The sequence below is a fragment of the Lentzea sp. NPDC042327 genome (genome assembly GCF_040647275.1).
Lineage (GTDB): Bacteria > Actinomycetota > Actinomycetes > Mycobacteriales > Pseudonocardiaceae > Lentzea.
Genome location: NZ_JBEZBX010000019.1, coordinates 1 through 20,248, shown reverse-complemented (window position 1 = coordinate 20,248; position 20,248 = coordinate 1). Strand labels below are relative to the sequence as shown.

The window sequence follows — 20,248 nt, the reverse complement described above, 5'->3', positions numbered from 1 at the left end:
TCATCCGGAGGCGTCTGTTTCAGGCCATCTGCCGACGTCGCTGGAAAAATTCACCGATCGGCTCAACGTACCTGGCCGCGATCGGCCCCAGGATCGCCATCAGGAGGACGTACGCGGTCGCGAGCGCCGCCAGCTCCCCGTTCACCTGACCGGACGCCACCGCCAGGCCGGCGATGACGATGGAGAACTCACCGCGCGCCACCAGCGCCGCCCCCGCACGCATGCGGCCCATCTTGCCGATGCCCTGCCGCCGCGCCGCCCACCAGCCGGTGACGACCTTCGTCGCGGTCGTGATCACCGCCAGCGCCACCGCGATTCCGAGGACGGGTGGAATCGACTTCGGATCGGTGTTGAGGCCGAACACCACGAAGAAGATCGCCGCGAACAGGTCGCGCAACGGCTCCAGCAACCGGGTGGCGTTCTCCGCCGTCGACCCGGAGATCGCGATGCCGAGCAGGAACGCGCCGACCGCCGCCGACACCTGCAGCTGCGAGGCGACACCGGCCACCAGCAGCGCGGAGCCGAGCAGCTTCAGCAGGAACACCTCGTGGTCCGGGCTGTCCACAATGGCCGAGATGAACCGCCCGTACTTCAGCGCCACCACCAGCACCACGGTGATCGCGAGCAGTGAGATGCCGACCGAGGTGAGGCCGCCGAGGAAGCTCACGCCCGACAGCACCGCGGTCAGCACCGGCAGGTACACCGCCATCGCGAGGTCCTCGAACACCAGCACCGACAGCACGACCGGTGTCTCGCGGTTGCCCAGCCGGCCCAGGTCGCCGAGGACCTTCGCGACGATGCCGGAGGAGGAGATGTAGGTGACGCCCGCCATCGCGAGCGCCGCCACCGGCCCCCAGCCCAGCAGGAACGCCGCGATGGCGCCCGGTGCCGCGTTCAGCACCAGGTCGAGCACGCCGGCCATCCACGAGCGCTTCAGGCCGGTGGTGAGCTCGGAGGCCGAGTACTCCAGGCCGAGCAGCAGCAGGAGCAGCACGACGCCGATCTCGCTGGCCAGGTGCGTGAACTCGTCGATGCCGTGCAACGGGACCAAGCCGCCCACGCCGAAGGCGAGACCGCCGACGAGGTAGAGCGGGATCGGCGAGATGCCGATCTTCCAGGCGACGCGGCCGAGCAGACCAAGACCGAAGAACACCGCGCCGAGCTGGATGATGGCGATGGTTGTCTCATGCACTGTGCTTAACCGCCGTGGAGGATCTCGGCGGCGGCGTCGAGGCCCTCCGCGGTGCCGACGACGACCGCGAGGTCACCGTTCTCGAAGATGAAGTCGGGTCCTGGCGACGGGTGGGCGTTGCCAGAGCGCACCACGGCCACGATGGACGCACCGGTCCTGGTGCGCAGGGCGGTCTCGCCCAGGGTGTGGTTCGCGAACGCGGTCACCGGCAGCTGGCGGGTCGTGATGCCCGCGATGTCACGGGTCTCCTCGCGCAGGTGGGCGACGAGCTGCGGCGCGCCGAGCAGGCCCGCGAGCGTGTTCGCCTCCTCTGGTGAGAGGGGTATCGACGCCGCGCACGAGTCGGGGTCGCTCGCCTTGGACAGGATGAGCTCGAACCTGCCGTCGCGGTAGGTGATCACACCGACCCGGCGCCCGGCGCGGATGGTGAAGTCCTGACGCGTCCCGATGCCCGGAAGGGGCGTGATCTCCACGTTCACACAGATCATGATACGTGGATGTCTCTCCCAGTTCGCCCGGTGCGACGAGGGTGGGTGGTGCGCGACCGCGTGCCCGGCCCCGACGTCGACGAGTTCGCCGAGCCCGGCCAGGTCATCGGCGCCCTGGCCCGCGCCCCGCACGGCACCCTGCTGGCCGTCCAGCACCCGCACCGCACGCCGCGGGCGCTCGCGGCGGGCACCGGCCTGCTCGAAGCGCTGCCGGCCGCCCGCGCCGAGCTCGCCGCCCTGATCCGGCGGGCCTACCGCGAGGTGACCGACGTGGTCGCGCCCTACCGGGTGGACGGACCGGACGGCACGGCGTGCGGGCTGCTGTGCCTGGTCGACCCGGACGCCATCGCGCACACCGAGGACGTCTACCCCGGTGTGGTCGCCGAACGGGCCGAGGTGCTGGCCACCCTCGGCATCGCCACGAGCGCGGCGATGCTGGTCCCGATGACGCCGCACGACGGGCTCACGGACCTGGTGCACGGCATGACCGAGGACCCGGCCGTGTCACTCGTGGACTCCGGTGGCCGGCGGCACTGGGTGTGGCTGGTCGGTCCCGGTGAGCGGCAGGACGCGTTCCTGGCGGCCGCGGGGGCGCACCGGCTGCTGGTCGCGGACGGCAACCACCGGGTCGCCGCGGCCAGGGAGGCGGGCCTCGCCGGGCTGCTCGCGCTCGTCACCTCCGGGCCCGGTCTGCGGGTGGGACCGTTCCACCGCGCGGTCGTCGGCACCGGGCTGGGCACGGCCGACCTGGTGGCGGCGTGGGAACGGGTCGGGCTGCGCGTCGGCGAGCTGCCGTTCGTCACCGACCCGGAACCGGGCGTGGTCGTCGTGCGCACCCCGGACACCGTGCTGCGCGTCGAGCTGCCCGCGGGACGCGGCGTCGACCACGCCGTGGTGGAGTCGGTGCTGCTGCACGAGGCGTTGGACCTGGACCCGGAGAGCCCGTGCGTGAAGGCCGTGGTCGACCCGCGGGTCGAGGCCGAGGCGGTGCTGCTGATCGCGCCGGTGCCGCTGCCCGCCGTGCTGGCCGGGGCCAAGATGCCGCGCAAGAGCACCTACTTCACCCCCAAACCGCGCAGCGGGCTGCTGCTCGCGGACCTCGGCCACTGACGCACCACCGGCTCAGCGCTCGGGCACCAGCGGCAGCATCCGCACCGCCTGCTCCAGCGCCAGCCGCTCGTGGTCGTCGTAGGCCAGGAACGAGATGCGCTCCAGCGCCGTCTCCGGGTGCCGTTCGACGTGGTGGACCGCCGCCTGCACCAGCATCCGCGCCGTGTGCGGGACGTCCGCGCCCGCGACCCCGGTGCCCAGCAACGGGAACAGGATCGTCCGCACCCCCAGCGGCTCGACCCGGTCCAGCGCCGTCGTGACGCACCCGCCGATGTCCGACACCTGCCGGTACCCCGCGCCCGGCTCGCCCTGCACCGCGGCGACGTGCACGACGAACCGCACGTTGTGCGTCGCCGCCAGGGCCCCCGACCCGGTCACCAGCGCCGTTCCGGGCGCCACCGGGCGGCGGGGTGCCACGAGCTCCTCCAGCTCGTCGGCCACCAGGTCGCGGACGATCCGCCCGGTCTCGTCGCGCGCCGAACCCCAGTACCGGATGATCGCCGACACCGAGAAGTCCGTGTGCCGCGCCATCCGCATGTCGGTGTTCTCGCTGTTCACCCACGCGTCGCAGTCGTACACCCTGCGGATCGACCCCGCGTGGATCGCGATCCGGCACGACCGGTCGCCCAGCCGGAACACCGACGGCGACGGGCGGTCGCCGGCGATGCCGCGCAGGTGCGTGACGAGCGCGGAGATGTCGCTGTCGACCGAGTAGTGCCGCAGCCGCACGTACTGGCAGCGGTGCAGCGCCTCCACGCCCGCGGGCAGGCCGGTGGGCAGCTCGGCGTCCTCGACCAGCACCGGCACCACGCGGATGCCGAGCTCGAACGCCTCGGCGATCTCGCGCAGCACCCAGTCCTCGCCGGGGTCGCCGGTGTGGTCGAGCCAGCGCGGCCCGATCACCGCGAGCAGCACCTGCGAGCGGCGCAGGTGGGCGAAGACCTCCTCGACGAAGTCGTCGCCCGCCCGCAGCGACCGCGAGGCGAGGAACACCCGGTCCGCGCCGAACGCCTGCGCGAGCTCGCGGTGCAGCAACGTCGCGTAGCCGGGCTGCTCCCGCACGCGGTAGTTGACGAAGACCGTCGGCATCGCGTCAGCCCAGCAGGTGGTGTTCCTGGCCGGTCAGGGTGATGCCGACGCGGGCAGCGACACCGCGCCCGATCACCGTCACCTGCCCCGGCACCAGCGGGAGGTCGTCGAGCCACGTGCCGAACACCCCGCGCAGCAACGACTGCTGCGGCGCACCGAGGTCGCCGGCCACCGCGAAGTCCGCGACCTCCAGCAACGGCACGTGCTCCGGCCCGAGGTCGGCGACCACGAGCACCGCGTGGTGCGAGCCGGGCAGGCCCGCGAGCCCCGGCACCTCGGCCGGGCGGTCCAGCACGAGCAGGTGCGGCAACCGCGGACCGCCCAGCGCCACCGCGGGCGGACCCGGCCGCGCGTGCCCGAACGGACCGGGCCACGGCGCCTCCGACTGCACGGTCACGCCCGCACCGCAGCTGACCGACCGCGCCGCGACCAGGTGCGCCAGCCGTGCGCTCGTGACCACGCCGACCACCGGCCGTTCCCGGAACAGCCGCAACGGCGCGTGCGCCTGCCGCACGACGTCCCACCCGAGCACCACGCCCGCGCCACCGGTCCACGCCGCGGCCCGACCGGCGACGTGCGGCGGTTCGACGTGCGTCCAGGACTGCTTGGAGGGCAACGAGGGCGGCACGCACACCGGTACCGTCACCGCGGCCGCCGAGGCGTGGTGCCCGTTCAGCCGCTGCAACCGCCCCGCGTGCCGGACACCGTTCGCGAGCCACGTCTCGGCGCTCTGCAGGGCTTTCACGTCGGGACCGCTCAGCCGCAGCACCCGTTCCGCGACGAACTCGCCGCCGGTCCGCGCGACCCGCACCCCGACCGTGGCGGGCACGGCGGGGAACCGGCTCAGCAGCTCCAGCACCGGGGCCTCCGACCAGGTGAAGCAGACGTGCAGCTCCGCGCCCATCGTGCACGCCTCGAACCCGCGCTCGATCAGCTTCGCCGACGCCGCCGCACCGTCGAGGCCGCCGAGGAACGCGACGACGTCCAGCAGCTCGTCCTGGTCCAGCTGCGCGGCGGTGAAACCGTGCTGCCGCAGGACGTTCTGCGTCCAGGTCGCGGCCGAGGCGGGATCGTCGGAGGAGACCGCGACGTAGGTCCAGCGGTGCGCGGGGACGCCGTGCTGGATCAGCTCGCGGTAGGCACCGGGCGCCGGTGGCCGCGTGTGCACGACGACCTGCGCGCCGGTCAACGGCGACCCGGGGGCGAGCAGCGCGGTCAGCGGCGGTAACCGCACCGGCCACGACAGCACCTCCTCGCCCGCCGGTGCCACGGCGAACGTGAGCGAGTGCGCCAGGGCACCGGAGGGCAGCAGGGCGTTCAGCAGCGCCGCCCGCCGGTCACCACGCGCCCCGGCGTAGGCCATGCGGTCGAGCAGCGCGTCGGCGACCGGCAGCCGCTTCACGAACCGGCGCGGGTCCATCACCCGATCTCCCGGCGCTGCTCCCAGCCGCTCTGCAGCTCCCGGAACTGCTGCTGCTCGGCGAAGTCCTGCCAGCGGCGCTGCCGGCGGTCGCGCTGCCGGGAGATCCACTCACGGCCTTCGCGGGCCACGGCCTGCAGGATGTGCAACGCGCTCTGCACACCCGAGGACTGCTGCGCGATCTCCCGCAGCTTCGCCTCGTCCTCGCTCTCGTCGGTCATCCCGCGGAAGTCGTCGACGAGCACGTAGATGTCCTGGCTGTTCACCAGCGACAGCTGCATCGCCTGCCGGAACGTGAACTGGTCGCCCACCTGGACGTTGTCGCCCATCCGCACGATGTGCCTGCGCTTGCCGGAGAACTGGACGCCGACCTCGTTCAGCGTGGCCGAGGCCACCGCGTCGTAGCGGAACGACATGTCGTGCGGGTCGTGCACGTTGCCGTTGAAGAAGTCCAGCCAGTACTCGGTCTCGTGCACACCGCCGCTGGTCAGCAGGAAGACCTTGACCCAGTACTCGGAGTACCGCACCGGCGCCATCTTGTCGCGGGCCCGCAACGCCCCCGGCGCGCCCTCGGTGAGCTCGACGTGGCAGATGATGTCCTTGCTGGACAGCTGGCTGCGCCGCATCGCACGGCACTTCAGGTGCAGCACGTCGAACCGCAGCCAGTACGCGATCTCGTCGTCGGAGGGCCGGTCCCGCAGCAGGTCGAGCCAGCCGCGGTAGGCCTCGGTCTCCTCGCGCAGCTGCTCGGCGTAGTCGGCCCGCAGCGCCGCCCGCACCCGGAACGCCGCCAGCACCTCGCTCGCACCGAACGCGCACACGCCCAGCCCGAGGGCGAACAACGAGCCGGGACCCGGCTGCATCCCGATCAGCGACAGCCCGAACAGCACCACGAGCACGATCCCGGCCACCGGCAGCACCTTGGCGTACCACGGGGTCTTGAGCTCCTTGCGGAACGCGTGCAGCCCGTCGGCCTGCCACTGCTCCCTGAGCCGCCGGGTGTGCCAGCGGATCAGCCACATCAGCCCGGACGGCTCGGTGTGCGTGGCGCCGTAGATGCGCACGAACCAGTCGACCATCGACACCCGCAGACCCGCGGTGTCGGCGTCCCAGTCCTTCTGCGGCTCCGGGTTCTTCGGGTTGACGTGGTGGCGGACCGTGCGCTTCGGCGGCCGTTCCGCGTCGAACGCCGCGTGCACGCGCCAGGAGATCTCCTCGACCTTCCAGTCGGGCACCTCCCGCGGCGGCCCCTCGTTCCAGCCGCGCAGCCGCGCCTCGCGCACACCGCGGCGGCGGTCCAGCACCTTGGCCTGGACGCGGAACCACACGAAGAGGAACGCCCCGCCCAGCACCAGGAGCACCGCGAGCCACGCCGCACCCGGTGCCGCGCCGGTGAGGAAGTCGAAGAGCCGCACCAGGCCCCACAGCCCGGCGAGCCCGCCGAGCACGGACATGGCCCACGCCTTGAGGTCCACCGGTGCCTTCACCGGTTCCGCGAGCAGCGGCGGCGCCGGTTCCGGCTGGAAGTACAGCCACGCCCGGTGCTCGCGCCGGTTGTCCATCCGGCGCTGCTCGGCGAGGGCCGCGATCGAGGCGTCGAGCGAGTCCTGCACCGCGCCGTCGAGGATCATGTCGAGGTGCCGGGCGATCTCCTGCTGGCGTGCGGCCGGCAGCTCCCGGAACGCCGTGGACACCTCGTGCAGCTCGCCGCCGCTCGGGTCAGCGGCGCGGTCCTGCCGTTCGATGTAGGCGATCAGGTGCTCGACCACCCACAGCGCCCGGTGGTACTCGCCCGGCGTCTCCGGCGAGGTCTTCGCGCTGGACAGCTCGAACACGATCTTCTTGAACTCGCTGGGCGGCAGCTCGTTCAGCGTGCGGTCGCTCAGCAGCGCCAGCACGTAGTAGTAGTGGAAGCGGGTGGTGACCAGACCGGCCTGCCGCACCTGTTCGAGCAGCCGCTCGGCCATCCGCGGCTGGCCACCGCGCAAGTACGTCAGCGCGTTCTCGAACTTGGTCTCCGGCGGCTCGCCGGCGTTGTTGTTGTAGATCGACGTCTTGTGGATGACGCCGTTGTTGACGCCGACCTGGGTCTCGACGTCGCCGTGGTTGTCGAAGGTGTTGGTCGCTGCAGCGGTCATCTAGTCGTCCACTATGGAGTCGAGCACCGGGCGGAGGGCGGGCACGCCGCCGAGCAGTGCCTTGAGGGGGCGGAGGTCGAGCGGTGCGGAGGAGTTGCGCAGGTTGTCCAGCGCCACCATGGCCGTGGTGAACCACGCGGTGTCCATCTGGCCGTTCTTGTGCGCGTGCACCACCGCCGCCGTGATGGCGTCCAGCCGGTCGCGCGGTGCGGCGGCCGGGTGCGCCGAGCTCACGACGCCGTTGTTGATGCCGATCTGCTGACCGACACCGCTGTAGTTGTGGAAGTTGTTCGTCGTGTCGCCCACGGGCCGGGCCTTTCCCTTGTGACGGCGGGGCTGCGCGAGTGCGCCGGCGAGGGCGACGGCGAACGCGGCGGCGTTGGCAGCGGCCTTGGGCTGCCACCCCTGCTTGTCGGTGAGGTCCTTGTCGTCGACCAGGTCGCTGATGCCGCGCACGGTCACCGACGGGGTGGCCATGTGCAGGTGGGCGGCGTTCGCGACCCCGGCGCTCTCCATCTCGACCGCCACCGCGTCGTTGTAGTTGCGGTGGATCTGCCTGGCCAGCGTCGACTCGGTCGAGTTGAGCACCACCTCGCCGGCCGCGATCGGTTCGAAGTGGACGTTCGGCGGGTTCGCGCTCCACTCCTTCGCACGCGCGATCGAGCGGGCGATCTGCTCGACGTGGTGCGGGACGTCCCACGCCCGCGGCCGCGCCAGGAACTCGTCCTCCGTCTCGCGGCCGCCGTGGTAGCCGTAGACCCGGCTCGCGACCACGACGTCACCGAGCCGCAGCCAGTCGCGCAGGCCGCCGGCGACGCCGACGAACAGCACGACGTCCGGGTCGAACTCGGTGATGGCGCGTTCGGTCATCGTGGCGGCGCTGGAGTTGCCCATGCCGGTGAGGGCGATGGCGACCTGCTGCCCACCACCGGTGGTGCCGACCTCGAACAGGGTGCCGGACGCGTGGTGGTGGAGGGCGGTGCCGGACAGGTGCGCGCGCACCGCGGCGTACTCCACTTCGAGCGCGGTGAGCATCACGATCATGTGTCGCTCCGGTCGTTTGGATCCGAGTTCCAGACGGTAGCCGACGGGGTGAGTTTCCGTCAACATGACGGATAGTGGGTTAGTCTCGTGGGATGACCGAGGAGGAGTGGACGATCCCGGATGTCGCGGTGGCCGTCGACCTCGCAGTGCTCACCGTCCGAGCGGAGCAACTGCAGATCCTGCTGGTAGAGCGGGGGATTGAGCCGTTCCGGGGAGCGCTGGCGCTGCCGGGCGGCTTCCTCGCGTCTGCTCTGGAGGACATCGAGAAGGCGGCCAGGAGAGAGCTCGCGGAGGAGACCGGTTTAGCCGCGGACGGGCTGCACCTGGAGCAGCTGCGCACCTACGGCAACCCCGACCGCGACCCCCGGCGGCGCGTCATCACCGTGTGCTACCTCGCGGTGCTGCCGAACCTGCCGGTGCCCGTCGCCGGGGGAGACGCCGACGAGGCGCGGTGGGTGCCGGTGGAGGCGGCGCTGGCCGGTCCGCTGGCGTTCGACCACGCCCGCATCATCGCCGACGCGCTCGAACGCACCCGCTCGAAGCTGGAGTACACGACCCTGGCCACGGCGTTCTGCCCGGCCGAGTTCACCGTCACCGAGCTGCGGCGCGTCTACGAGATCGTCTGGGGCGAGCAGCTCGAACCCCGCAACTTCCACCGCAAGGTCACCGGCGCGGAGGGCTTCCTGGTGCCCACGGGCGAGAAGACGATCCGCAACGGCGGCCGTCCCGCCCTGCTCTACCGCCGCGGTCCCGCCACGCTGCTGCACCCGGCGCTGTTGCGTTCCCGAGGGTCCCTGGAGGTGACCGCATGATCGTTGTCTTAACGGCCACCGAGACCGCATATGGTTCGGTGCGAGCCCTGCTGTCCGGTCCGCGCATGTACGAGGGGCCGGCCGGTTCCCTCTACGACGTGGGCGAGGTGGCCGGTCGCCCGGTCGCGCTCGCGTTGGTGGGCAAGGGGAACCCGAACGCGGCGGCGCTGACCGAGCGCGTGCTCACCGAGTTCGCGCCGTCCGCGGCGTTCATCGTCGGCGAGGCGGGCGCGCTGCACTCGTGGGTCGAGCAGGGTGACGTCGTCGTCGCGACCAAGGTCTACGGCTATCACGGCGGCAAGGAGGACGACGCCGGTCTCAAGGCCCGCCCGAACGCCTGGCCCGCACCGCACGCCCTGGAGCAACGCGCGCGCTACGTGCACCGCTCGTTCCCGGCCAAGGTGCACTTCGAACCGGTCGCGGCCGGCGAGCTCCTGCTCACCCCCGGCTCGTCGACCGCGGCGTTCCTCGACGCCGGCTACAACGACGCCGCGGCCGTCGACACCGAGAGCGCCGGGGTCGCGAGCGCGGCCCACCTGAACAACGCGACGCCCGTGCTGACGGTCCGCTCCATCGGCACCCCGGCGCCCGCCGCCGCGTTCGTGGCCGCCCTCATCGCCGAGCTGCCCGCCGGCCAGGACACCCGCAAGCCCAAGGAGGAGCGCCCGGTGGTCCACAGCGTGCACAACGTCCACACCGGCGACAGCCACGGCATCGTCATCCAGGCCGGCAACATCAACGGCGGCGTCCACACCCACGGCTCCGCCACCCCGGCCCGCGACGAGGACCTGAACACCTCGCTGACCGCCGCCGCCCAGGCCGGTCTGCTCGACGAGTCGACGTACTTCCGCGTGATGCTGGCACTGCACGAGATGAAGGCCCGCCCGTCCGACCCGGCACCGCGAGGCGTGGTCCGCGACCTGCTCGCCGGTCACCCGGACTTGCAACGCCGGCTGGAGAGCTCCTGAGTTCTGATGTCCGCCCGGAACCGGTCACCGGTTCCGGGCGGGCCGGCGGCGTCAGCCGGGGAACTCCCGGCCGGGCAGCCAGCCGTTGGGGATGTCCGTCACGCGCCACCGCGGCACCGTCAGCACGACCGGGCGGACCGGCGCGGCCAGGAACGGCGCCGCCTCCGGCACCTTCGCCACGAGCCGCTCCCGCACCGCCTCGCCCTCCGCGCCCCCGACCACCCTGGCCACGGCCCGCGCCTGCAGGAACGGCTCCATCGGCGACCCGGCCGACACGACGACGGCGACCTCGGGGTTCTCCTCGACCGCCTTCAACGTCCGGCCCCGCTCCTCAGCACGAGCACGAGCCGCTGCGGGCCGTCCTCGGCGAAGTAGACGCCGCTCACCCACGACCCGTCCGAGCCGGAGGTGGCCAGGAACATCGTCTTGTGCCTGGCGAGCGTGCACTCCAGCAGGGTCTGGACGGCGGGGTTGCGTTCGGTCGTGGTCATCGGTCCTCCACACGGGTCGGTGCTGCGCTGACCTGATCGGCGCCACCGGCCCGGTGCTGGTGCGGATTCCCCCGATCGACACCCCCGCGGTGACGGCCGATCACGCGCCTGGACCGTCCCGCTGCCGGTGCGGGCGTCCGCACCAGGCACAATGAGGGCCGTGGGTGTCTCGGAGGGAGCTGTGGTGGGCCAGGGTCAGTTGCGCGGCGTGGTGGCACTCGACGGACCGTCGGGCACCGGCAAGTCCACCGTCGCGAAGCGCCTCGCGTCGGCGCTCGACGCGCGCTACCTCGACACCGGCTCGATGTACCGGGCGGTCACGGTCGCCGTGCTGCGCGCCGGCGTCGACCCGGCGGACGAGGCCGCCGTCGGCGGGGTCGCCGACGCCGCCGTGCTCGTCGTCGGCACCGACCCGGAGCGGCCGGGCATCACGCTCGACGGCGATGACGTCTCCGCCGAGATCCGCGGCCCCGAGGTGACGCTCGCCGTGTCGCCGGTCTCCGCGACCAGGCACGTGCGCGAGCTGCTCGTCGCCCAGCAGCGGGCGATCATCGCGGACGCGGTCGACACCGTCGGCGGCATCGTGGTCGAGGGCCGCGACATCGGCACCGTCGTGTCGCCGGACGCCCCGCTCAAGGTGTACCTGACCGCGTCGGCGGACGCGCGGGCGCAGCGGCGCACCAAGCAGGACAACGCGGCCGGTCGCGTGTCCACTGTGGACGCAGTGCTGAAGGACGTGCAGCGCAGGGACACCTACGACTCGTCGCGCGCCGTGTCGCCGTTGAAGGCGGCCGACGACGCCGTCGAGTTCGACAACACCGACCTCGACCTCGCCGGCACCGTGCACGCGCTGCTGGACCTCGTCGAACGGCGCGGGCTGCGGGTGACCGGGTGAGCCATCCCGAGGGCACCGTGCCCTGGATGTTCGACTTCGGCCGCTGGATCGGGCGCGTGCCCTACGCGTGGCAGTTCCGGATTCGGGTGCGCGGCCTCGACCGCGTACCCTTGAGCGGCGGCGTGGTCGTCGTCGCCAACCACAGCTCGATGGCGGACGGCCCGATCCTGTTCGGGGTGCTGCCCCGGCGCGTGACGTTCCTGATCAAGCAGGAGATGTTCGCCAACGCCGTGGTGGGCCACCTGCTGCGCAAGATCGGCCAGATCCCGGTGAAGCGGGGAGAAGCCGATCGCACGGCGCTGACCAGCGCGTTGTCCGTCCTGCGGGCGGGCGGCGTGATCGGGGTCTTCCCCGAGGGCACGCGCGGGGACGGCGGCGTCACCAGCGCGCAGAACGGTGCGGCGTGGCTGGCCAAGACCTCCGGCGCGGTGGTGCTGCCGGTCGCCTGCCGGGGGACCTACCGGGCCACGGGCTGGCGTCCGCCGGTCGACGTGCTGATCGGTGAGCCGTTCCACCTCCCGGAAGGGAAGGGGCGGGCCGCACTGGGCGTTGCCACCGAGCAGGTGCGCGACCGCCTGGCGACACTGGTCGCCGAACTTGATGGACTTCGTGTGAGTGAGGTTGAAGGACGATGACGGACCTGGACGGCACCTGGGAGGACGAGGCCGACTGGTCAGCCTTCGACGACCTCTCCTCCGGCGAGGACGGCGAGTCGACTCCGCCGCAGCCGGTGCTCGCGGTGGTCGGGCGACCCAACGTCGGCAAGTCCACGCTGGTCAACCGCATCATCGGCCGCCGGGAGGCCGTGGTGCAGGACGTCCCGGGCGTGACGCGTGACCGCGTGACCTACGACGCGCTGTGGAACGGCCGCAAGTTCACCGTGGTCGACACGGGCGGCTGGGAGCCCGACGCGCAGGGCCTGCAGGCCGCCGTCGCCGCCCAGGCCGAGCTCGCGATGGCGACCGCCGACGTGATCCTCGTGGTCGTGGACGCCACGGTGGGCGCCACGGCCACCGAGGAAGCCGTCGCGAAGGTGCTGCGCCGGTCCAAGAAGCCGGTGATCCTCTGCGCGTCCAAGGTGGACGACGAGCGGCTGATGGCCGACATCGCGTCGCTGTGGTCGCTGGGCCTGGGCGAGCCGTTCCCGGTGTCGGGCCTGCACGGCCGCGGCTCCGGCGACCTGCTCGACGTGATCCTCGACCGGCTGCCCGAGACCCCGCGCGACGACTTCGGCGCCCGCAGCGGCGGCCCCCGGCGCGTGGCACTGGTCGGCAAGCCCAACGTCGGCAAGTCCTCCCTGCTCAACCGCCTGACCGGCGAGAACCGCTCGGTCGTCGACTCGGTCGCCGGCACCACCGTCGACCCGGTCGACTCGCTGGTCGAGCTCGACGGCGAGATCTGGCGGTTCGTCGACACCGCGGGCCTGCGCAAGCGGGTGAAGTTCGAGAGCGGCGCCGAGTACTACGCCTCGCTGCGCACCAAGTCCGCCATCGAGACCGCCGAGGTCGCGATCGTGCTGCTGGACTCGCACGAGCCGTTGTCCGAACAGGACCTCCGCGTGCTGACCATGGTCGTCGAGTCCGGCCGCGCGTGCGTGCTCGCGTTCAACAAGTGGGACCTCGTCGACGAGGACCGCCGCAACGAGATGGTCCGCGAGCTCGAACGCGGCCTGGTCCGCGTCCCGTGGGCCGACCGGGTCAACATCTCGGCCCTGACCGGCCGCGCCGTGCACAAGCTCGCCCCGGCCCTGCGCACCGCGCTGAACTCGTGGGACACCCGCGTCCCCACCGGCCGCCTCAACCAGTGGCTGACCGAGCTGATCGCCGCGACCCCGCCGCCCGTGCGCGGCGGCAAGCAGCCCAAGGTGCTGTTCGCGACCCAGGCCTCGACCCGACCGCCGACGTTCGTGCTGTTCACGACCGGTTTCCTGGAGGCGGGCTACCGCCGGTTCATCGAGCGCAAGCTGCGCGAGGAATTCGGCTTCGAAGGCAGCCCGGTCCGCATCTCCGTGCGCGTGCGCGAGAAGAAGAAGGCCGGCGCGGGCAAGAAGTAGTTCTTCAGCCCCACGGTTGCTCTTTGCCATGGGGTGCGGTTGGTTGGGTTCGTGGCCGTACGAGTGGTGCTTGCCGACGACGAGTCCCTGCTGCGGCGGGGCCTGAAGGTCCTGCTGGAGGCCGACGGCCGGGTGGAGGTGGTCGGCGAGGCCGCCGACGGCGCCGAGCTCGTCGAGGTCACGCTGACCCACCTGCCCGACGTGGTGCTGGTCGACGTGCAGATGCCGGGCGTCGACGGCCTGGAGGCCGTCCGGCGCCTGCGCACGTGGGCCACCCCACCCGCCATCGCCGTGCTGACCACGTTCGACCTGGACGACTACGTCGCCACGGCACTGGACCTGGGCGCCCAGGGCTTCCTGCTCAAGGACGCCGAACCCGACACCCTGGTCCGCGCCGTCGTCGACCTGGCAGCCGGCGGCGCGGTCCTGGACCCCCGCATCACCGCCCGCCTCCTCCCACGCCTGCGCGGCTTCCGCGCCAACCGCCGCCTGGACTCCCTCTCCGCCCGCGAACGCCAGGTCCTGGAGCTCCTCGCCGGCGGCCGCTCCAACCACGCCATCGCCGAGGAGCTCTGCCTCTCCGAGGCCACGGTGAAGAGCTACGTCTCCACCGTCCTGACCAAGCTGGGCGTCGAGAACCGGGTGCAGGCGGCCCTCGTCGCCCACCAGGTCGGTGTGTGGTGAAACAGCTCCTGCGCGAGCTCCTGACCGTCGGCACCACCACCGGCGTCGTGCTGCTGACCCAGGACCGCCCGTTCCCGTGGTCGCTCTGGACCGCCGTCCTCGCCGCACTGCTGCTCCCGGTGCGCCTGCGCTGGCCGTGGCTCGCTTCCCTGATCTGCGTCCCCGCCGTGGCCGGCGGCCTCGGCTGGGCCCCCGCGCTCGTCGCCCAGTACCGCCTGGGCCGCGAGGAGAAGTCCGTCCCCGTCCAACTCCTGTGGGTCGTCCTCCTGACCGCGGCCTCCGTCCTCCCCGCGGTGCTGACCGAGACCGTCCCCCTGGGCCCCCTCCTCCTGGCGACGGCGTTCTCCTTCGGCCTCTCCGCAGCCCCCACCGCACTCGGCGCCCTGGTCACCACCCGCAAGGACCTGACCCAGTCCCTCTACGAAACCCGCAGGGCCCGAGCAGCAGAACTGGAAGCCCTCGAAACCTCCGCCCGCGCCGCGGAACGCGCCCGCATAGCCCGCGAGATCCACGACGCCGTGGGCCACCACGCCACCCTCATCGCGGTGGAGTCCGCCGCCCTGGCCGCCACCGCCCCCGACGACACCGTCCGCGCCACCGCCCTCCGCCTCCGCGCCCTGGCGAAGGAGTCCCTCTCCGAGATGCGCACGGCCCTGGGCCTCCTGAACTCCGACACCACCTACCCCTCCCTGCAAGAACTGGTCGACCGCGCCCGCGTGGCCGGCGTCTCCGTGACCCTCACCGAAACCGGCGACGGTGTGACGACCCCAGCCGTGTCCAGAGCCCTGTTCCGCGTCGTCCAGGAGTCCCTGACCAACGTGACGAAACACGCCCCAGGCGCCCCCGTGACCGTGACCGTGGACCGCGGCTCCCCACTCCGCGTGACCGTCGTCAACGGCCCCAGCGACCTCCCCACCCAAGCCGACGGCGGCGGCGCCGGCCTCCACGGCCTATCCGAACGAGTCCGCCTGGTGGGCGGCACCCTCACCACCTCCTACCGTGCAGACGGCGGCTTCAGCGTCACCGCCGTCCTCCCACCCGGCAAGCCGAAGGCCAACGATCAGGACTCGACTTTCGGCGGTGGCGCTCGCGACCCGGCCACCGCGTAGTTCTCCTCGTCGGTCGAGGGTCGGGGGATCGGTCGGGCCGAGGGGACATGGCTTCGGGGCCCCGCCGCATATCCGCATCTCCGCAGGTCGTTGTGGGTGCGGGGGCCCGTTTTTGATCTCCGTTGGTGGTGTTGTAGGATTCTTCTTGCACGCCGGGGAACCGGGAGTGTGGCCGGGACGTGGCGCAGTTTGGTAGCGCACTTGACTGGGGGTCAAGGGGTCGCAGGTTCAAATCCTGTCGTCCCGACGGTCTGAATCAGCCCGCTGATTCTGGGTGAAAGCCCAGTTCAGCGGGCTTTTTCGTGCGCATTTTTCGATCTTGAAGTGACTGTCCACAGTGGTCTGTACTGGTCAGTAACCCGGTGTTTGGGAGGATTTTGGGAGAATCGGTTTGCGCGGGGCGAAATGGGGTCGCATTGGCTAAAGCGAATCGTGTCCTCCGTTCGGGTGTTCTTCCTGGCTGTGATTGGCGTGTGCGGTGGCGTTGTCCGAGGGGCAGCGCCTTGCGGTGATTAAGGTAGATTGCAAGATCATCGCGAACAGGAGTGGAAGGCCTCTTCGGTAGGCCGATTCCCAGTGCAGCTGTCATTGAGCTCTTTTCATCCTGCGGTGATCTCGTAGTTCTGTAGGACGTGGATGGCTTTGGCGAGTCGGTCGGCGCGGCGGGGGCAGCAGCGGAGTTTGCGCAGGATGCGCCAGGTCTTGAGCTGGGCGTTGGCGCGTTCGCCGGGGCCGCGCAGGCGGGCGTGGGCGCGGTTGGCGTCCTTCTGCGACTCGGGTTTGTTGCGGCCTTTGTACGGGGTGATCACGTGGTGGCCGGTGGGGTCGTAGCCGTGGTAGCCCTTGTCGCCCAAGGCGATCAGCCTGGCGTCGCTCAGGGCGGCAAGGATGTTCCAGATCCGGGCCGCGGCGGTGTCGTGGGTGCTGCCGGGCAGGTCACCGGACACCCACAGGATGGTGCCGTCCGGCGAGGCGATCACCTGCAGATTCACCCCGTGCATCTTGTGCTTGCCGGAGTAGAAAGTGCGGTCGGCGGCGATCCGGTCGATCGGGATCAGCGTGCCGTCGAGCACCACGTAGGCCCAGCCCTGGCGCTTCGCCGTGCGCAGCGCCTGCCGCAGCTTCGGCGACCTGGCGGCGAGGAGTTCGACGGTCTCGTGGACGTAGCGCCAGCAGGTCGTGGCCGAGACCCCGAACCCGGCGCCGACCTCGGCGAACGGCTCACCTTTACGCAGGTGAACCAGCACCAGAAGGGCCTGCTGGGCGGGATCGAGCCTGCGCCACCGCGATCCCAGCTCCCGGCGGCGCGCGCGGATCAGGCTGGAGACGTATCTCAGGGTCCGATGTGACAACGGCAGCGCGGCACGATAGAACAACATGTGAAGCCCCTGGTGCTGTGGAGCGGTCTTGGTCGATGGCTCTGTTACCAGGGGCTTCGCCATGTCCAGGGGTCGACACGCCGCGACCGCATCAACCAGTCACGACCGCAAACCCTTGCCCGTCAACGCATCCAGACCGGGATGAAAAAGGCTCAGTGACGGAGCATCTCCTTTGAGTCCTCCGCCGCCCCAGCCGCTCCACCGGGATGTCGGCAGTGACTGCGGCACGCCGTGCGGATGCAGCTGCGGTAGCCGCGAGATGTGGTTCACCTGGAGACCACATAATGACGGTCATCCCGCGAAGTCCTCGCGCTCGCGCACCCCGACAACCTCGAGCTTGCCCGTGCTCGCCGCAAGACCCCGACCACTGGCTCCCCTGACCCAAGGCGTTACGGGCGAATCAGGCCTCCGCCGCATCAACCCGTGGCGAGCGATCAACGCCGCGAGCAGCTCCGCGGTGCCCCTGTCAGGACGACCGCGAGATCGCTGGTTCGCAACTGCAGCGGCCCCTGGACTCCGATGGACACGCATTCCCGCCTCCGCTCAGTGACTCCGATCCGTGTCCAGAACGTCACCGGCGTGCGAATGTTACGGCTGAGCGCAAGTCCCACGCCGGCGGAACAGAGACCATCCCGAACGGTGCAGCCATCCTGGGCCGATCAGCCCAGCTTGAGCTGGACGACGACCAAATCGCCGTTGACGAGGCCCCGTGGTGCATCGAACGCTTCGCCGCTTAGGGTTCGCGCGAGCCAGGATGACCAAACCCCGCACCGAACATCGCTGAAGCTGGTGGCCGCGCGGCCACCAGCTTCAGCGATGCTGTGGATGAACCCGGATCAGGTCCGGCACCGCCACGAGTACGGGTCGCTAGCGTTGAGGACGACGGCGTGGGAGCCGGGGTGGTCCGAGTTGCAGTAGGCCTGCACGTCGACCCCGCTCACGACCGGCCCACACCGCCAGGAGTAGGCGTTGTAGGGCGTGTTGAGGTAGGCGAAGGATGTCGCCCAGTTCTGGGTGATCTGGCACGCGCGGTTCATGTTGACGCCGTAGTCAGCGGCGAGTGCCGATTGCGCCGGACCGAGAAGCATCCAGGACGCCGCCAGGACCGTCATCGCGGCCAGGGCGGCCGGTTTGGCGAGCATGTGAGCCTTCCCTTTCACTGTGGTTGAGCAGATTCCGGGGAATGCTGCTCCGGTCAGCACACCACCTGGTGGTTCGATCCAGCGGTGTAGGTCTGCGCGTAGTGCAGGCCGTCGGGCCAGGTGAGCCTCACCTGGAAGCGCACGCACGTCGCCCCAGGTGCGTAGACCTGTTTGGTGTAGCTCGGCTGGTCGCCGTAGTCCGGTGGTTCCACTAGTTCGCCCGGTACGGCGTCGGACCAGATCGTCTTCAGCGTCGCCCCGCCCGCGTCGTTTCCGCGGACCCGGATCCAGTTGGTTTGACAGCTGTGGGAGTAGAAGACGTCGACGTAGGAGACGACCTGGCCGCGTTCGGTTTCGATACCCCGCGTCGCGATGAGGCTCGCGTTCCGGTTGCAGTACGACGGAGCCACATCGGGGTAGGTGTTGTGGTGCTCGGGCCCGGCGTGGGCCGTGCCCGTCAGCAAGCCCGTTGCGACGACCGCCGCGGCAGCGGCCGCGACCGTGGTCATTCTCGGGATGAGGGTCATCGGTAGTCCTCTCGATGTCCGCCGGGCGGACTGCCCGGGGCGCAGGACCATTGACCGGCGTGGTCGTCCTCCGCCGCCAGGTTTGGCGGGAGTCCCGGACGGGTCCGGTGACAACCCCGTACACATCCGTACGCCATCGCGGTCGGCCATCGGGTATGGCCGCCCCTTTCGGCGGGACCGGATCACCCAGGACGTGGCTAGGTTGACAACGACGCCGATCCTGCGGAGGGCGAGTGAAAATTCTTACCGGAAACGAATTCGCGCGGGAACTGGCCGCGCGGCGCACTAGATCCGGGAAGTCCTATCGACGGCTCGCCACCGAAATCGGACTCGGGCAGGCAACGATCTCCGGGTGGTGTACCGGCAGGCACCTGCCACAAACCGCCGTGACTGACCGCTTCCTGGCATTGCTGGCCGCGTTGAACGTGCCAGCCGTCGAACAGGAGGCGTTCGCAGAAGCGTTGGTTCGCCTGCGGTCTGTTCGTGTGCTCGCCTCGCTGCCCGACATCAATCCCTATCCGGGGTTGCGCGCCTTCCAGGTCGACGAAGCCGATCGCTTCTTCGGCCGAAAGGAATTGACCGCCCGCTTGGTGTCAGCGGTCGCGAACGGGTCGGTGATCGTCGTCGGTGCTTCGGGCTGTGGAAAGACCTCGCTCCTGCGTGCCGGTCTCGTACCCGCGTTGACATCACCGGTCGAGTTCGTCCCGGTCGGTGCGGTCGACACGCTCTCCTCGAAACCCGAGGACGCCGTGCTCGTGATCGACCACCTCGAGGAACTGTTCACCCTGCACGGCGATGAAGAGGTACGCCGCGAATTCCTGGCAAAGGTGTCCGCCCGGTCGACGCCGGTCGTGTTCGGATTGCGCGCCGATTTCTATGATCACGCCCTGCGGTACCCCTTCCTGGCGGCGCTGCTGCGCGACCACCAAGTGATCGTCGAGCCGATGGCCGATGCGGAACTGCGCGAGGTCGTGGTCCGACCCGCTGCTGCGGCGGGGCTGGAGCTGGAAGCGGGTCTGGTGGAGCTGCTTGTGCGGGACACGGCGGGCGCACCGGCTGGATTGCCTCTGTTGTCGCACGCGGTGCACGCCACGGTGGAGCGGTGCCTGGCGGAATCTGGGGCGGAGGGGGTGGTGCGGGTCGAGCACTACCGGGATGTCGGCGGTGTGCACGGCGCGGTCGCGCGTAGCGCCGACCTCGCCGTTGACGCGGTCCCCAGTGAGTCGCTGCCGCTGGTCCGGCGCCTGTTTCTACGCCTGGTCAGAATTGACGACGAGGCCGCTGACACCCGTCGTCGCATTGGGTTCGACGAGTTGTTCGAAGGACGGGCCGACGAGAAGGTCGATGCCCTCTCGACGGTCCTCGACGTGTTCGTCACGTACCGGCTGCTGACCGTGGACGCGGACAGCGTCGAGATCAGCCATGAGGCACTGCTGTCCGCGTGGCCGCTGCTGTCGGAGTGGTTGGCCGAGGACCGGGTCGGCAGGCACGTGCACAGCCGGCTCACGGCTGCGTCTAAGAGGTCCTAACAGAATCGTTGGACGTGGCGGTAGCAGATGATGCAGGTAGTGAGGCCGAGGAAGGCTTCGTGGATGTCGTCGCGGCGTTCCCGGCGGATGCGCAGGCGTTTCATGCCGTGGTACCAGGCGATCGTGCGCTCCACGACCCAGCGGACTGTCCCCAGGCCGGAGCCGTGGGACTCGCCGC

21 protein-coding genes and 1 tRNA gene are annotated in these 20,248 nt (G+C 70.8%); 10 read left to right on the top strand and 12 right to left on the bottom strand.

Going from position 1 to position 20,248, the window contains the following annotated elements:
* Positions 1-19 precede the first annotated feature (19 nt).
* Together AB0A63_RS34840 and AB0A63_RS34835 are read right to left on the bottom strand one after the other, a co-directional pair.
* Complete coding sequence (locus AB0A63_RS34840) at positions 20-1,192, bottom strand: cation:proton antiporter (RefSeq protein WP_360398937.1); 1,173 nt, start codon at positions 1,190-1,192, stop codon at positions 20-22.
* 5 nt (positions 1,193-1,197) lie between these two features.
* On the bottom strand, positions 1,198-1,671 hold the full coding sequence (locus AB0A63_RS34835) for a TrkA C-terminal domain-containing protein (protein ID WP_360398934.1): 474 nt from the start codon (positions 1,669-1,671) through the stop codon (positions 1,198-1,200).
* Positions 1,672-1,689: 18 nt separating this feature from the next.
* Between AB0A63_RS34835 and AB0A63_RS34830 the strand changes: the two genes are divergently transcribed.
* Complete coding sequence (locus tag AB0A63_RS34830) at positions 1,690-2,790, top strand: DUF1015 family protein (protein WP_360398931.1); 1,101 nt, start codon at positions 1,690-1,692, stop codon at positions 2,788-2,790.
* A gap of 12 nt (positions 2,791-2,802) precedes the next feature.
* Here the strand turns inward: AB0A63_RS34830 and AB0A63_RS34825 are convergent, their stop codons facing one another.
* The 4 genes from AB0A63_RS34825 to AB0A63_RS34810 are packed head-to-tail and all read right to left on the bottom strand — an operon-like array spanning position 2,803 to position 8,481.
* A complete protein-coding gene (locus tag AB0A63_RS34825; protein ID WP_360398928.1) occupies positions 2,803-3,879 on the bottom strand; it encodes a TIR domain-containing protein in 1,077 nt (358 codons plus the stop codon).
* A gap of 4 nt (positions 3,880-3,883) precedes the next feature.
* Complete coding sequence (locus tag AB0A63_RS34820) at positions 3,884-5,302, bottom strand: hypothetical protein (protein WP_360398925.1); 1,419 nt, start codon at positions 5,300-5,302, stop codon at positions 3,884-3,886.
* Complete coding sequence (locus AB0A63_RS34815) at positions 5,299-7,437, bottom strand: hypothetical protein (RefSeq protein WP_360398922.1); 2,139 nt, start codon at positions 7,435-7,437, stop codon at positions 5,299-5,301. Before AB0A63_RS34815 ends, AB0A63_RS34820 begins: the two co-directional genes overlap by 4 nt.
* Positions 7,438-8,481 (bottom strand): 5'-methylthioadenosine/S-adenosylhomocysteine nucleosidase, encoded by a 1,044-nt coding sequence (locus AB0A63_RS34810; RefSeq protein ID WP_360398919.1) that lies wholly within the window; start codon positions 8,479-8,481, stop codon positions 7,438-7,440.
* 92 nt (positions 8,482-8,573) lie between these two features.
* Here AB0A63_RS34810 and AB0A63_RS34805 point away from each other — a divergent pair, with 92 nt between their 5' ends.
* Positions 8,574-9,293: an NUDIX domain-containing protein gene (locus AB0A63_RS34805; RefSeq protein ID WP_360398916.1), complete on the top strand. Its 720-nt coding sequence runs from the start codon at positions 8,574-8,576 to the stop codon at positions 9,291-9,293.
* A complete protein-coding gene (locus tag AB0A63_RS34800) occupies positions 9,290-10,261 on the top strand; it encodes a 5'-methylthioadenosine/S-adenosylhomocysteine nucleosidase (protein WP_360398913.1) in 972 nt (323 codons plus the stop codon). Before AB0A63_RS34805 ends, AB0A63_RS34800 begins: the two co-directional genes overlap by 4 nt.
* Positions 10,262-10,312: 51 nt before the next feature.
* Here the strand turns inward: AB0A63_RS34800 and AB0A63_RS34795 are convergent, their stop codons facing one another.
* On the bottom strand, positions 10,313-10,576 hold the full coding sequence (locus AB0A63_RS34795; protein WP_360398910.1) for a hypothetical protein: 264 nt from the start codon (positions 10,574-10,576) through the stop codon (positions 10,313-10,315).
* Complete coding sequence (locus AB0A63_RS34790) at positions 10,573-10,752, bottom strand: hypothetical protein (protein ID WP_360398907.1); 180 nt, start codon at positions 10,750-10,752, stop codon at positions 10,573-10,575. Before AB0A63_RS34790 ends, AB0A63_RS34795 begins: the two co-directional genes overlap by 4 nt.
* Positions 10,753-10,936: 184 nt before the next feature.
* On the opposite strand from AB0A63_RS34790, the gene cmk reads away from it, so the two are divergent.
* The 6 genes from cmk (at position 10,937) to AB0A63_RS34760 (ending at position 15,740) form a co-directional block, all read left to right on the top strand.
* Positions 10,937-11,647 (top strand): (d)CMP kinase, encoded by a 711-nt coding sequence (gene cmk / locus AB0A63_RS34785; RefSeq protein WP_360398904.1) that lies wholly within the window; start codon positions 10,937-10,939, stop codon positions 11,645-11,647.
* Positions 11,644-12,282, top strand: coding sequence for a lysophospholipid acyltransferase family protein (locus AB0A63_RS34780; RefSeq protein ID WP_360398901.1), 639 nt, complete (start codon positions 11,644-11,646; stop codon positions 12,280-12,282). The genes cmk and AB0A63_RS34780 overlap by 4 nt, the downstream gene beginning before the upstream one ends.
* A complete protein-coding gene (gene der, locus AB0A63_RS34775) occupies positions 12,279-13,700 on the top strand; it encodes a ribosome biogenesis GTPase Der (RefSeq protein WP_360398898.1) in 1,422 nt (473 codons plus the stop codon). Before AB0A63_RS34780 ends, der begins: the two co-directional genes overlap by 4 nt.
* Positions 13,701-13,751: 51 nt before the next feature.
* A complete protein-coding gene (locus AB0A63_RS34770) occupies positions 13,752-14,384 on the top strand; it encodes a response regulator transcription factor (RefSeq protein WP_360398895.1) in 633 nt (210 codons plus the stop codon).
* Positions 14,378-15,493 (top strand): histidine kinase, encoded by a 1,116-nt coding sequence (locus AB0A63_RS34765; protein WP_360398892.1) that lies wholly within the window; start codon positions 14,378-14,380, stop codon positions 15,491-15,493. The genes AB0A63_RS34770 and AB0A63_RS34765 overlap by 7 nt, the downstream gene beginning before the upstream one ends.
* A 173-nt stretch (positions 15,494-15,666) precedes the next feature.
* Positions 15,667-15,740, top strand: a tRNA-Pro gene (locus AB0A63_RS34760).
* A 352-nt stretch (positions 15,741-16,092) separates the two neighbouring features.
* Here the strand turns inward: AB0A63_RS34760 and AB0A63_RS34755 are convergent.
* From AB0A63_RS34755 to AB0A63_RS34745, 3 genes are all read right to left on the bottom strand, one after another.
* Positions 16,093-16,872 carry a transposase family protein gene (locus AB0A63_RS34755; RefSeq protein ID WP_360399270.1) on the bottom strand — a complete coding sequence of 260 codons (780 nt, stop codon included), beginning with the start codon at positions 16,870-16,872 and terminating at the stop codon, positions 16,093-16,095.
* A gap of 836 nt (positions 16,873-17,708) precedes the next feature.
* Positions 17,709-18,014, bottom strand: coding sequence for a hypothetical protein (locus AB0A63_RS34750; protein WP_360398889.1), 306 nt, complete (start codon positions 18,012-18,014; stop codon positions 17,709-17,711).
* Positions 18,015-18,067: 53 nt separating this feature from the next.
* Entirely contained in the window at positions 18,068-18,541 is a 474-nt protein-coding gene (locus AB0A63_RS34745) for a hypothetical protein (protein WP_360398886.1), read from the bottom strand.
* A 233-nt stretch (positions 18,542-18,774) separates the two neighbouring features.
* Here AB0A63_RS34745 and AB0A63_RS34740 point away from each other — a divergent pair, with 233 nt between their 5' ends.
* Positions 18,775-20,070 (top strand): helix-turn-helix domain-containing protein, encoded by a 1,296-nt coding sequence (locus AB0A63_RS34740; RefSeq protein ID WP_360398883.1) that lies wholly within the window; start codon positions 18,775-18,777, stop codon positions 20,068-20,070.
* On the opposite strand, the gene AB0A63_RS34735 is transcribed toward AB0A63_RS34740, so the two are convergent.
* The coding region (locus AB0A63_RS34735) for a transposase (RefSeq protein WP_360398880.1) at positions 20,067-20,248 on the bottom strand (182 nt) is incomplete at its 5' end. The two genes, AB0A63_RS34740 and AB0A63_RS34735, sit on opposite strands and share 4 nt — an antisense overlap.